Here is a 14,290-nt window from a genome sequence, read left to right on the forward strand (position 1 = left end):
AAAAAAGCTGACTGCTAGGTCAGCTTGGCCCTATCCATCCCCGCATTAAAATACGGGGATTTTCGGGCGTTTTTCATTAAACGGACAACATCACGGGCAATCATCAACTCTTCATTAGTTGGGATGATCATCACTTGAATCTTGGAATCCGGCTTAGTGATAAACTTCCGGCCATTGCTCTTATTAGCCTCATAGTCAGGTTTTACACCCATATACCTAAAGGCATCCATTATCTGCTTGCGCACTTCTACGTCGCCTTCACCAACGCCTGCGGTCAAGACTATTCCATCGGCGCCGCCCATTTCAGCAAGATATGAACCAATATAACGCACAACACGATTGATAAAGATCTTGCGTGCCAAAACAGCTCGCGGATCATCGTTATATTTCAAGTCACGCATATCTGAAGAAATACCAGAGAGTCCAATTAAACCAGACTTTTTATTCAAAATATCAATCATCTCATCAATTGAATCTCCGGTTTTATGCATTAAGTGTTGCACAAGAGATGGGTCAATATCGCCTGACCGCGTACCCATAGTTACTCCGGACAAGGGACTAAAGCCCATTGAAGTATCATAAGACTTGCCATTTTTAACAGCGGTAATCGAAGAACCGGAGCCTAAGTGACAAATAATTAGCTTTAAGTCCTTCACATCGCGTTGCATCATCTTAGCTGCTTCCAAGGTAGTGTAATGCACGGAGGTGCCATGAGCACCGTATTTCCGCGCACCATACTTTTTGTAATAATCATAAGGAATAGAATACAGATAATGCACAGGATCTAATGTTTGGTGGAAAGAGGTATCAAACACGGCTACCTGCGGCACATCTGGCAAGACATGCATAAAGGCTTCAATTCCCTTAGCTTCGGCAGGATTGTGCAAAGGTGCAAAACCAGCTAAATCCCAAATCTTTTGTAAATTATCCTTGTTAATAATGGCTGAATCTTTAAAATATTCACCGCCATTTACCACACGGTGTCCTACCCCAACAATCTCATGCAATTTCTCGACAGCATGATATTTCTTCAAGTCATTAATCAATAAATTTACCGCAGCTTCTTGATCTGGAATAGCAATTTGCTTTTTATGTGACTCCCCATTAGCTAACACAATTGTAAAGGTAGAATCTGCCAGACCTACACGATCGGCCATTCCTCGTGCTACTACCTTTTCATCAGGCAATGAAAATAATTTAAACTTGAATGACGAACTCCCCGAATTGACCGCCAAAACTTTTCTCATTAACTACATCCCCTAAATATTAGTTATACTTTTCACAAGTGAATTTTCACTTAATAGTATAGCTTATTAGAATAGCCAGTCAAATGATTTTCAAAAATTCAATTAAACAGCAAAGTCAATCAAATATATTGTTATATAGGTAATAATTGCAATCATTTTTTCGAGATGTAAAACTGTCAAAATCATATTTTGATAAATATCAATATTATGTCTATTTTTTGGAAAATATAAAAAATATATTCTACTTTGTTCAATTTATAACAAAATTTTTGAGCAAACAAAAACTCCAACGCAGTTTTGCGTCAGAGTCTTGTTTTATTCAAAGGGATGATTATTCATCCTTTTTCTTTTTGCGATCGGCTAAACCAAAGAGGCCTAAAACCATTGCAAGGATACCGAAGATACCAGCTTCATTTTGCTTTTTACCGGTTTGTGGTAATTCATGCTTGCCACTGTTTTCTTCAGTTTCGGCTGAAGCAGCCTTAGCTGGGGGCATTAGTTGAAGCGTATGTATCAGCACCCTTTGGTGAAATTGAATTATTGTTTCTAGCTGGAGCAGAATTATTCATATCTTCATATAAAGATGCGTTGTTTTCTTCGTAGCCCTTAATTACGGCTGGACCAGATTCAAGATCTTGATCCTTCGGAGTGGTATCGATTTCGGTATCATCTGAAGTCTCATTTGGAGTCTTGACTGGAACCTTACCTGTTGGGATCTTATCTTCAGGAGTTTCTGGAGTTACTGTGATTGTCTTGTGTTCAATTACAACAGGAATCCATTTGGTCCAAATTTCACAGTTTCAGGAACGTCTTGACCATCAATTAGCTTCCAACCTGCTGGAATTATTGAATGAACATCAACAGTTTCATCGGTCTTACCGTCAACTTTGTCAGTCTTAATGGTTTGACATCTTCGTCTTTGTAGATAATGTTGGTTGTTTGAGCATTTGGTGTGTAAGTGATATCAACACTTTCTGGATCAGTACCATAAGTTACAGGTTTAGTCGCTATGCTTGCAATTGTTGGAGTATATCCATCAATCGTTGGTGTAGTGAATGGTCCCCAATTTCCAGTTGACCAAGCACCATAAGTTACTTTACCAGTAACTTCGTCAACTACAGCATTTCTGTAGATCTTCGCATCCTGAGCAGTTGAAGTTCCTTCGTAACTTCCATTAATTTCAACTTTAGCCTCTGCTTTAGCTATTACATATGCAAACTGACCACTTTCGCTAACTTTGTAATTTGGATTATCCTTTTGCAATTGCTTTACACCAGCTTGAGTTAAAGCAATGTAGTAAGTACCAGCATCGGTTGGAACTTTATCCAATTTCTTGCCATCTTTATCAACCCACTCATAATCACTAGGTGTCAAGTTAGCAACATTCAAAGTTTGACCTTCAACTAAACCAGCTGCAGTAAATTGAGCATCATTATCGTCAATTGTTGCTGTTTGACCATCGTAAGTCTTACCAGGAGTGGTATTTGGTTTCTTGTCTAAAGTTACGGTTAAGTCTTTTTGCTTAATTGTAAAGCTTGCATTGCTACTTAAATCCTTAGCAGCAGGAGTTACATTACCTGCACCTGCGTAATTATCAATAGCAGCTTGCAAGCGAGCGAGGCCATCAGTGCTTAGGCTAACAGTGTAGTCATCGGCCTTAGCTGAATTATTTTCAATGGTGTAGTCACCTGCATGTAACTTGTAAGTATCATGCTACCTGGGAAAGTAAACTTAGCTTCAATATCACCATCAGGACTATTCAAGTCATCAAGTGAAATATCCTTGCCATCGTAAATCTTAGAAGCTGAACCACTTAAAGTTGCAGTACCACTTACAGGATTAATTGTGTAAGTAAATTCACCATTAATCGTTAAGTTGTAGTTTGGATTTTCCGCTTTCAGCTTAGCTTCTAAACTATCCTTGAGCTTCAAGTAGTAAGTTCCTGCATTGATTGGATCACCAGTCATAGCAGTGAACGTACCATCAGCATTCTTGGTGAACCAAGCATAGTCACTAGCAGTTAAGTCAGTTGACTTCAATGTTTGATTCTTTACAAAACCACTATCAGTCCAACCTAACTTGCTCAAAACATCAGCTACTGAAGTAGTCTTTGCATCATAATCGCGACTACCTTCCTTGCCAAGAGTTGCTGTAGCAGTTGCAGTAGCACCGTAAGTTACAACAATTTGCGTATTCTTAGTATCACCGTTTACTGTTTCGGCAGGGATTTGACCATTTACAAGTTGAAGTGGAGTTGAGGTAGATCCTCCTTTAACTGTTTGAGTGACAGAAATGTTGTAGCCAGCATGAATTGGAACATCTTGTACGCCCCAGTTACTATCAGCTTTCCAACCACTACCATCAAAGCCTTCAAAGGTGACTCCAGTATCATCACCATTTACTTTAACTTGTCTGCTTAATTTGGCAGTTTGCGTAATTGTGCGATCTGCTTGACCTGGTTCCTTAATGGTAATCGTTCTTGTAACACTCTTATTTAATAATGAATTTGGAACATAGTAAGTAGTTAAGTCATTTCTCATGTACCAAACATCATTATCATTATTCATATAGACCGTATTAGAGTTGTAATTTGGGTTTGCAAATGTGAAAGTTGAGTATGAACCATCATATCTAATGTTAGCCACGGTGTAACCATCACGACTAGGAGAAGTCAATCCAATAGAAGCGTCATTACCCTTAGGTAGTAAACTTCAAGATCCTGAAATTACGTGGAAACCAGGAGTAGCTTCGTCGCCTGCATCCCAATCTGGAGCCCAATTACCAGTGTAAACAATCTTATTAGTAGCTGTATCTAAAGTACCTGCTTTCTTAAAGAATACTTGAACTTGAGCATCTGGAGCAATAGTTTCCCCATTATGTTCACCACCAGCAATCTTAAAATGAGCAGTAAGTGTTCTAGTTTGAACTTCATCAGGAATATACAAAATCGTGTGAACTGGCTTTGCTTCATAAACAGAAGCTGCATCTGCATATGCTATTGATGCGTTGCTAGAAAGAGATGTATTTTCTGAATTCCAAGTTGGGAATACAAATTGATTTGCTGGGACCTTATTCTTATTGTCAGCAGGACCACTATTATAAGCAGTGTAGCCCTTTAAGACCGTAATGCGGCGACTGTCATTAATGGCTACATTACAGTGAGCTACTGGAGTAACAATATTTTTCTTAGTTCCTTGATCATAATACGTAGCAGTAATCTGAACATCATTGTAGGAACCTGGCTTCATCCAATTAGATTCATTACCAACGTATTGGAAAGTAGTACCTTCTGGAAAGACATCCGTGTTAGTAACAAGATCTTTAGCCGTTAACTTCGTACCATAATCAATTGTTCTACTCTCGGCCTTTACATTAGCCTTGGTAGTAAGCGTAATATCCTTAACCGTATACCTTGAACCACTTGGCAAAGTAATTACAATATTACCGTTCCTGGTTTCTCCGGCTTTGTCTAGAACCAGACTCTTTTCGCCGTTGTCACCCTGCCATTCAAAGGTAGTTCCAGCAGGCCAAACTTTATTGCCACCAGAGAGTAAATTATTAATTACATTAATAGTCCCATGAGGACCACCTTTAACTGTTACAGGTTTTTCAACAAAATTGCTTAAGTTGCGACCGTCATTCTCTGTGTAACTTGTAGGGCCGTTGGTAAGATCTACTACTTCATTCTTTATATTTTTTACAGAAGTCATGATGGCAAAGGCATCTTCCTTAATTCTTTGCCATTTTATTTGTGGTAAAGTACCAACGTTTACTGGTTTAGTTTGAGCACAGCCTAAATCTTTATATGCTTTTTTCACAGCCTTAGCAAACTTTTGCGTTGCTCCCGGATCTTGACTGTCTGGATTAGCAAAGATTAGTGGCTGACCAGCATCAGTAAACCCATTGTTAAAAGTTGTATTGATAATCAAATGAAACTTACCAGAATTCATGTCGGCACTAGTCTGATTAGTTCCAGCTAATTGTAACTGACTAGCAGACATTTGCGTGCCATCAGTTAAGGTAATCTTAACCTGATTTTTAAAATCACTGCCATTAACTGCCTGTTGGATTAGTTGCTTATTTTGACCAACGGCTACAGGGTATTGTAACCCGAGATTTGCTATTGGATATTTAGTTGGCCTGCCATCGATAGAAATGTTAAGAGTTGGACTTGCATCACCGCCGGCATTAAAGATATAAATGGGATCGTCTTTTAAACTAGGTGCTGTGATATAGTTAACTTCGATTTCTTGCTTATCCGCATTAGGCAATGCAAGCTGATCAAATCCATTGGTATAAGTTAAATTCAGCTTAAATTTATTAGTTTTAGTGGTATATAAACTCTTTGGCGCAGTCCAATCACTAACACCAGCCGTAATTCCTAGAGCATAAGCTAAAGCGTAGTTTTCGTAGAAATATTCGCCAATTTTTGGCCAGTATACAACAACGCAGTTGTTTATTATGGGACAGCTATTGGCTTAATTATTCTATTTACAATTATCAATTTCTTGGTATCCTGCATCGTTCTTGCTTCCTTTGTTCAATACGTGCCATCAATTTTGGCAGTTATCAAATTCAAGCACATCAATGAATTCCCTAACCATGGCTTCAAGCTTCCTGGCGGTTACACAATTCCAATCTTGGCTTTGTTAATTTCCTGCTACATGGTTACTAACTTCACTTGGAAGACAATTTTGGTTGGTGTTGTAGTCGGTGTCTTGGCTGCTGTCGCCTACTTCTTTATTGAAAAAGACGAAAAGGCAGAACAAAAGCACCAACAATATTTAGCTAAAATGCGGCAGAAATAGCTAAAAACAATTAGATGCAAAAAGGAATCGAATCAAATTGATTCGGTCCCTTTTATTTTTACTCGAGATTTACGATAAATTTACTTTGTTCGCTTGTGAACGTATATTCGAATTTAGTATAATTTTATCCGTAGAAAAGCTGAAGCGGTGGCAATCCTTCAAGGAGATAGTGCTTATGAGTGATTTTTAACTCGTATTCCTATCCTAATAGAAAGAAGACGCCTTCGTGTCTGTATCAGATGCGTTACAACTAATGCTAGAATTCGGCTCATTTGCCGACCTCTTTTTCATTACTATTATAGCAAGTTTTTTAAGTCCGTACAAAAATATCTCAATGAATTATCTTAACTAAAAATAGCGATGGCACATTCACCATCGCTATCCTTAGTTTTATTCAAATATTAATTATTCAACAGTAACACTCTTAGCTAAGTTACGTGGCTTATCAACATCTAAGCCCTTATCCTTAGAAGCGTAGTATGCAAGAAGTTGAGCAGGTACAACTGTCAAAAGTGCTGACATGTAGTAGTTAATTTCTGGCAAAACAATGTCATCGCCTTCGCGAGCAAAGTCCTTACCAACAATAGTAATTACACTAGCACCACGAGAAACAACTTCTTGAATATTACCACGAGTAAGATCAGCAGTAACTGGATCATTAATCAAAGCAACTACCGGAGTACCCTTTTCAATTAATGAAATAGTACCGTGCTTAAGTTCTGCCGCTGCAAAACCTTCAGTTTGGATGTATGAAACTTCCTTCAACTTAAGAGCAGCTTCAAGAGCAACAGCATAGTCAATACCACGACCAATGTAGAATGCATTTCTTGATTTAATCAAGTAGTCATCTGCAAGCTTCTTGATCTTTTCCTTACCGTCAACGATTTGTTGGATGCCTTCTGCAGCCATTGCCAAATCTTGACGCAAGTCCCAATCCTTAGCATTTTCATTATTCAACTTTTCACCAAGAGCCTTAGCAAGAACAGCTTGTAAAGCAATCTGAGCGGTGTAAGCCTTAGTTGAAGCAACGGCAATTTCAGGGCCAGCACCCAAGAGCATTGTGTAAGTAGCTTCACGAGAAAGAGTTGAACCTTCTACGTTAGTCATAGTTAAGCTTGGAATGCCACGCTTGTTAACTTCCTTCAAAACAACACGTGAGTCAGCAGTTTCACCTGATTGAGTCAAGAAGATGAAGAATGGGTGCTTGCTCATCATTGGGAAGTGGTAGCCAGCTTCTGAAGCCAAACCAACTTCGGTTGGAATACCAGTGTAATGTTCAAAGAGAGTCTTACCAACTAAGCCTGCATGGTAACTAGTACCGGCAGCGAAGATGTATAAACGGTCTGCCTTAGAAATAGCATCAAGAATATCTTGATCAACCTTTGGTTCACCATTTTCATCAAGGTAGTTTTGTGACATGTGACGCATTACGCCAGGTTGTTCATCAATTTCCTTAAGCATGTAGAATTCGTAAGCACCCTTTGAAGCTGCGTTTGGATCAATGTTCAAAACGTGAGGTTCACGGTCAACTTTTTTACCATCAACAGTTTCAATAGTGTAAGAATCCTTAGTAATGTCACCAACATCCCCATCGTGCAAATCAACGAAAGTCTTAGTTTGGTCCATTACTGAAATAGCATCTGAAGCAATGATGTTAAAACCATCACCGATACCAAGCATCATTGGTGACTTGTTCTTAGCGATAAAGACATGATCTGGTTCAGTATTATCAACAAGCAAGAATGCGTATGAACCCTTAACAAGCTTCAAAGCTTCCTTAAATGCTGAAAAGCCATCCAAATTCTTGTCGCGTGCAATCTTACCGATTAATTGTACAACCACTTCAGTATCAGTATCTGAGTGGAAGTGTACGTCTTGTAAGTACTTTTCCTTCAATTCAGCGAAGTTTTCAATCACACCGTTGTGAACCAAGTAGAAACGCTTAGTTTCATCAAAGTGAGGGTGAGCATTGTCAACAGTTGGCTTACCGTGAGTAGCCCAACGGGTATGACCAATACCTACCAAACCTTGTTCATCTGGAGTCAACTTTTCTTTTAAGTTTGAAATACGGCCAACAGCCTTAGTCAAATATTCATTTCCATTTAAATCATTCAAGTAAATACCAGCTGAATCATAGCCACGGTATTCCAAATTTGTTAATCCGCTTAGAATAATTTCTCTTGCTGGTTTACCAACAACCCCAACAATTCCACACATAAATTTTTCTCCTTTGGTCTAGTTCACTTTTTGACAGTGGACTAGTTTGATTTCATTGTTACAGTTGCAATAATATTCTTTTTTGCCAAAGCGGTCAAGTGATTATTATCGAAATTGGTATAATCGATTTTAGAGCAAAAAAACAGCGGTCAGTTTTAATATACTGATCGCCATTTTGTATGTGTAAATTCAAATTACTTAGTCTTAATATCCTTACCTTCAAAGCTGTCTCTCATCAATTGAGCAATTTGACTAATTAATGGAGCAACTGGGTTAGTTACAGTATTTTGGTCGCCGTAAGCTTCAACAGCTAATTGGTCAACCTTCTTATTGAATTCATTTTCATCAACACCGTAATCCTTGTATGCCATCTTGATACCAACTGATTGAGCTAAATCGATAATCTTTTGAACTAATTCTTCAATCAATTCAGCATCGCTTGAACCGGTCAAACCGATAGCTCTAGCAATTTCTGCGTAATCCTTGTCAGCACGGTAAACTGAGTAATGAGGCCACATAGCAAGCTTTTCTGGACGCTTAGCATTGAAGCGGATAACTTGTGGTAAAGCAATAGCATCGCTGACACCACTTGGAATATCAAAGGTTGAACCAACAGTGTGGGCAATTGAGTGTTCCAAGCCAAGGAATGCGTTTGAGTATGCCATACCAGCAATAGTAGCTGCATCGTGCATCTTCTTGCGAGCATCAAGATCACCATCATATGACTTCTTCAAGTTAGCGAAGATGATCTTAATAGCTTCAAGTGACCAACCACGAGTAAAGTCAGTAGCCATAGTTGAAACGTAACTTTCGATTGCGTGACCTAAAGCTTCAAAGCCTGACCAAGCAATCAAGCGTTTGGGCAATTTTTGTACGAATTGGTCATCAACAATAGAAACATCTGGGGTCAAAGCATAGTCACAAAGGGTGTGCTTAATACCAGTCTTAGCATCGCTAATGACAGCGATTGGTGAAACTTCTGAACCAGTACCTGAAGTGGTTGGAATACATACAAGTTGAACGCCGTTAATCTTTGGGAAGCGAACTACTCTTTTTCTGATATCCAAAAACTTTTGATAAGCTTCTTCAAACTTCATTTCTGGATTTTCGTAGAATAAACGCATTACCTTAGCAGCGTCCATTACTGAACCACCACCGATGGCGATGACAACGTCTGGTTTAAAGATGTTCATTCTGTGAACCCCATCTTTAATAACGTCGGTGTTTGGATCAAGCGTTACGGCCTTGAAGACTTCGTATTCTTTTTGACCACGACGCTTAGAAATAATGTCGGTAATTTCATCGGCAAAGCCTTGGTCAGCTACGCCTTCATCAGTAACGATGAAGAAACGGTTAACGTTTGGCATGTGACGTAAGTAGTTAGCTGCGTTGTGTTCGAAGTAGGTCTTAGAAGGAACCTTTACCCATTGCATGTTGTCACGACGCTTGGCAACAGTTTTAATGTTAAGCAAATCGCGAGCACCGATGTTATGTGAGAAGGTGTTGGCACCATATGAACCAGTACCCAAGGTAAGTGATGGAAGCATGTTGTTGTAAAGGTCACCGATACCACCAAGAGCAGCTGGTGAGTTAACCAAGATACGGCATGCATCCATCTTCATTGAGAATTCTTTGATTACTTTTTGATCACTTGAGTGAAGTCCAGCAGTGTGACCACGACCACCGTAATCAAGCAATTCTGAACAAATTCTGAAAGCATCATCATGATCTTTAGCACGGTATAAAGTGAAGACTGGTGAAAGCTTTTCAGCTGAAAGTGGAAATTTTCTACCAACGCCCTTGTATTCAGCAACAATAACCTTGGTCTCCTTTGGTACATCAACGCCGCAGAGCTTAGCAATTTCATAAGCTGACTTACCAGCTACAGGACCTGCAACAGTACCACGTCTTGGATCGATGAAGTGTTCTTCAAACTTCTTAATTTCTTCTTTGTTCAAGAAGTAGCAGCTCCACTTCTTGAATTCTTCTTTAACTCGGTCGTAGATTTCATCATCTACAACAACTGAGTTTTCAGAGGCACAAACCATACCGTTATCGAAGTTCTTTGACAAAACAATGTCGTAAACGGCACGGTCAATGTTAGCAGTCTTTTCAATGTAGGATGGGCCGTTACCAGGACCAACACCGATGGCTGGCTTACCTGATGAATATGCGGCCTTAACCATACCAGGACCACCTGTAGCTAAAATGGTTTGAACACCTGGGTTATTCATTAAATCAGTAGTAGCATCCAAACTTGGTTCTTCAATCCATTGAATTGCATCTTTTGGAGCACCCGCAGCAACGGCTGCAGCTTGAATGATCTTACCAGTTTCTACACAACACTTTTGAGCTTGTGGGTGGAAGCCGAAAATAATAGTATTTCTAGTCTTTAAAGCAAGCATAGCTTTGAAGATAACAGTTGAAGTTGGATTAGTTACTGGAGTAACACCGGCAATAACACCTTTAGGTTCAGCAATCTTGGTTAAACCTAATTCCTTGTCTTCCTCAATTACGCCAACAGTCTTTTCGTGACGTAAACTATTCCAAATATTTTCACTAGCGTACATGTTCTTAGTAGTTTTGTCTTCTACTACACCGCGCTTAGTTTCTTCAACAGCCATCTTAGCTAGTGGGTAAGCATTTTGTTCACCTGCAGTAGCAACTGCTTCACAGATCTTATCAACTTGTTCTTGTGTGAAGTTAGCCATTTGGTCTAATGCAACATGTGATCTTTTTACTAAATTATCAACCATGTCGTAAATTTGCTTTTTCTTCTCTTCCTCTGTTTGAGTCTCTTTTGGTTGTGTCTTAGCCATTATTTTATTACCTCTAAGATCTACTAATTCTTGTGAACTAATTTACAATGTCAACTATAGCACAATAAATCTAAAAGTAAACGCCATAATTTACGTAATTCACTAGTGAACAAGCATAAAAAATCACTCTATAATTTACTCTCAGACTAATGAAAGCGGTTGCTATTTTTGCTAGTTTGTGAATTAACAAACATATTAATTTATATTATTCTTCTTATTCTTCTGAATTTTTTTAAAGCTTTCCTATAATCACTGGTGCTCGATTGCAAAAATGATAAAATATTAAGTACATGTGAGAAAACCGAGAATATGGGGGAAATATATGAGTGAGAAAAAATCAGAGACTAGTTCTGGATATAAAAGAACCCTAAGCAATGCTCACATTCAATTAATTGCTTTGGGAGGAACAATCGGAACCGGTCTTTTTCTAGGTGTCGGTGACAGTATTCATAGGGCCGGGCCTAGCGTTATCTTGATCTATATCATTGTAGGTATTTTCCTATTCTTGCTTATGCGAGCCTTAGGCGAAATGATTATGTCCGACCTCAACAAGCATACTTACATTGATTTTATTGAACAATATCTGGGTAAAAACATCGGTTTTATCACTGGTTATCTATACTGGCTTAGTTGGATCACCTTAGGAATGGCAGAAACTACCGCCTTAGGTATTTATTTCAAATATTGGTTCCCAACTTTAAAGCCTTGGGTACCTGGCATTATTACCATTGTTGCCTTATTAATCATCAATTTAATCTCGGCGCGTGTTTTTGGTAATTTGGAATTTAGTTTTGCTATTATCAAAATTATTACGATCGTCGCTTTCGTTTTATTGATTTTGTATCTATTAATTACAGGTGGCAAAACAAGTTTCGGGCCTGTAGCTTTTGCTAATTTAGATGATCATGGCGGATTTTTCGCTCGTGGTCCACACGGTTTTTTACAAGGATTCCAAATGGTAATCTTCAGTTTTATTGGGGTTGAATTAATTGGTTTAACGGCAGCTGAAGCTCAAAATCCAGAAACCACATTAAAACGCGCAATCAATCAATTGCCAATCAGAATTATCCTATTCTACGTGATGGCGATTTTAGGAATTTTATTGGTTATTCCTTGGTCAAAAGTTTCAACTAACTCTAGTCCTTTTGTGCAAGCTTTAGGTGCAACCGGTATTCGCAATGCCAGTTCAATTATTAACTTCGTAGTAATTTCGGCAGCAGTCTCCTCCACTAATAGTTTTTTATACAGTGCGGGACGACTTTTGTTCTCCGTTACTTTCCACGGCAAGGGCAAGTGGAATCAAACTTTTGGTCACCTATCAAGACGGCAGTTGCCACAAAATGCTTTAATTTTGTCAGCATTATTTATGGCCTGCGCACCACTGATTACCTTGATTATCGGCGATCAAGCCTTTAACTTTATTTCATCTACTTCAACAAGTATGTTCTTGATCATCTGGTGCTTAATGGTTTTGACTCACATTGCTTACAGAAGAAAAACACCTGAAAATAAGTTAAATGACTTCAAAATGCCTGGCTTCCCTTACGTTGATTATTTGATTCTATTGTTCTTCGTATTGATGATCATCTTGCTTTTGATTTTACCAAGCTACCGCATCCCAATGATTTCAGCTATCATTACTTTCATCATCTTGTACTTAATCTCCAAACTCTGGAGTGACAAAAAAGAAGCTTAAAAAAGACGCGACAATGTTGCGTTTTTTTATTCGTCTATTTTTTTGATAATTTTTGCAGGTACGCCGGCAACTACTGTGTTTTCACCCACAATTACGCCTGGACGAATGGTAGCCCTGGCACCGATCTAGGCATTTTTCTTGATAAGTACTGGCTTTAATTCGAGTTCTTTTCTCTGCTTAGGTTTTAAACCGTGGTAACGGAAGGAAGATATGCACCTGGTCCAATTAAAACATCGTCTTCAATGGTGATGCCACTTAAGTCAACCATCATTACATTGGAGTTAATAAAGACGCGTTCACCTATTTTGATATTGTGGCCGTAATCCGTGTAAAATAGCAATCTAATTTCTGTACTCTTGGGGATTTTTTGTCCTGTGATTTCACTGATTAATTGCCGCGCTTCACATTCATAATGACGCTGCGCGTTCAAGTTCTGCAACAAGCGCTAATTTTGTTCGACAATTTCTTGAATAAGTTCTTTATCTTGGGTCTTCATAATCTGCTACTCCTTTTCTTGCTCATTTTTAGTTTAAAAGGTAAAGTAAGTAATGTAAAAAACTTATTAAGTATCACGTATAATAACTTTTATTTATGGTTAAAATATGGAATTAAGAGTTTTAAATTATTTCGTTGCCACAGCGCAAGAGTTAAACATGACGAAAGCGGCACAGAAATTATTAGTTTCTCAGCCTGCTTTATCACGCCAGATTGCGGATTTGGAAGACGAATTAGGGGTCAAGTTATTCAACCGCCAACCACGCCATTTAACTCTGACACCTTCGGGACAATATTTATTAGAGCAAGCAAAAGAAATTTTAGCTTTAACTGCCAAAACTAAGAGCAACCTGCAATCATCAGCTGTAATCAGTGGTGATTTAACTATTGCTGCCGGCGAAAGTGTTGGGATGCAAAGACTGATGAATATTGTAAGTAACATTATTCAGGACTACCCTACAGTTAAAATTCATATTCTAAGTGGTGACTATGAATTCGCTGAAAAGAAGTTAAACATCGGTACAGTCGATTTTGCGGCTATCATTGGTAATGTTAACCTTTCAAACTATGCTTCCATTCAATTGCCAGAACGAGACGTATGGGGCGTATTAATGACTAAGAACGATCCTTTGGCTAAAAAGAAGGCAATTACCCCAGCGGATCTGGTTGGCAGAACCGTCTTAAATTCTCAACAGGCTGACACGATGCACTATTTCGATAATTGGCTTGGCAATTACAAAGACGACGTCAATTTCATCGGAACGGTCAACCTAAGCTTTAACGGAACTTTACTAGTTAAAAACAATGCGGCTATGATGTTAACACTAGATAAAATTGCTAATACTTCTAGCGAATCGGGTTTAACATTTAGGCCAATATCCCCAGCTTTAAGTGAACCAATCACGGTTATCTGGAAACATGAGACTAACTTATCACCCGTTGCCGAATTATTCGGCTCTATGATAAATCCTGTTGATAGATTTCTATGATATTCTATCAATGGGATTT

General features: G+C 38.7%; 9 protein-coding genes and 2 pseudogenes. 3 read left to right on the top strand and 8 right to left on the bottom strand.

From position 1 onward, the window contains the following. Positions 1-14: 14 nt before the first annotated feature. The 5 genes from CP355_RS07840 to CP355_RS07860 form a co-directional block, all read right to left on the bottom strand. The gene (locus CP355_RS07840; protein WP_098044278.1) at positions 15-1,247 is read right to left on the bottom strand and encodes an acetate/propionate family kinase; all 1,233 of its coding nucleotides are present in this window, start codon (positions 1,245-1,247) and stop codon (positions 15-17) included. 331 nt (positions 1,248-1,578) lie between these two features. After that, a complete protein-coding gene (locus CP355_RS10595; protein WP_233185824.1) occupies positions 1,579-1,743 on the bottom strand; it encodes an LPXTG cell wall anchor domain-containing protein in 165 nt (54 codons plus the stop codon). Positions 1,744-2,090: 347 nt separating this feature from the next. Continuing rightward, positions 2,091-2,924, bottom strand: coding sequence for an MBG domain-containing protein (locus tag CP355_RS07850; protein WP_233187015.1), 834 nt, complete (start codon positions 2,922-2,924; stop codon positions 2,091-2,093). Beyond that, positions 2,879-3,892, bottom strand: a complete 1,014-nt coding sequence (locus CP355_RS07855; protein ID WP_098044280.1) for an MBG domain-containing protein — start codon at positions 3,890-3,892, stop codon at positions 2,879-2,881. Before CP355_RS07855 ends, CP355_RS07850 begins: the two co-directional genes overlap by 46 nt. Positions 3,893-3,958: 66 nt before the next feature. Beyond that, positions 3,959-5,518: a Rib/alpha-like domain-containing protein gene (locus tag CP355_RS07860; protein ID WP_098044281.1), complete on the bottom strand. Its 1,560-nt coding sequence runs from the start codon at positions 5,516-5,518 to the stop codon at positions 3,959-3,961. A 231-nt stretch (positions 5,519-5,749) separates the two neighbouring features. Between CP355_RS07860 and CP355_RS07865 the strand changes: the two are divergent. Continuing rightward, positions 5,750-6,055 (top strand): annotated as a pseudogene (locus CP355_RS07865) (amino acid permease); the annotation flags it as partial. A 405-nt stretch (positions 6,056-6,460) separates the two neighbouring features. Here CP355_RS07865 and glmS read toward each other — a convergent pair. Next, positions 6,461-8,272, bottom strand: a complete 1,812-nt coding sequence (glmS, locus tag CP355_RS07870; protein WP_098044282.1) for a glutamine--fructose-6-phosphate transaminase (isomerizing) — start codon at positions 8,270-8,272, stop codon at positions 6,461-6,463. A gap of 194 nt (positions 8,273-8,466) precedes the next feature. Next, entirely contained in the window at positions 8,467-11,091 is a 2,625-nt protein-coding gene (adhE, locus tag CP355_RS07875) for a bifunctional acetaldehyde-CoA/alcohol dehydrogenase (protein ID WP_098044283.1), read from the bottom strand. Between the two features lie 322 nt (positions 11,092-11,413). Between adhE and CP355_RS07880 the strand changes: the two genes are divergently transcribed. Then, positions 11,414-12,787: an amino acid permease gene (locus CP355_RS07880; protein ID WP_098044284.1), complete on the top strand. Its 1,374-nt coding sequence runs from the start codon at positions 11,414-11,416 to the stop codon at positions 12,785-12,787. A 26-nt stretch (positions 12,788-12,813) separates the two neighbouring features. Here CP355_RS07880 and CP355_RS07885 read toward each other — a convergent pair. Further along, positions 12,814-13,229: pseudogene (locus CP355_RS07885) on the bottom strand (DapH/DapD/GlmU-related protein). Between the two features lie 160 nt (positions 13,230-13,389). Between CP355_RS07885 and CP355_RS07890 the strand changes: the two are divergent. Then, a complete protein-coding gene (locus CP355_RS07890) occupies positions 13,390-14,271 on the top strand; it encodes a LysR family transcriptional regulator (protein ID WP_098044285.1) in 882 nt (293 codons plus the stop codon). Positions 14,272-14,290 lie beyond the last annotated feature (19 nt).

The organism is Lactobacillus sp. UMNPBX4, assembly GCF_002554115.1.
GTDB lineage: Bacteria > Bacillota > Bacilli > Lactobacillales > Lactobacillaceae > Lactobacillus > Lactobacillus gallinarum.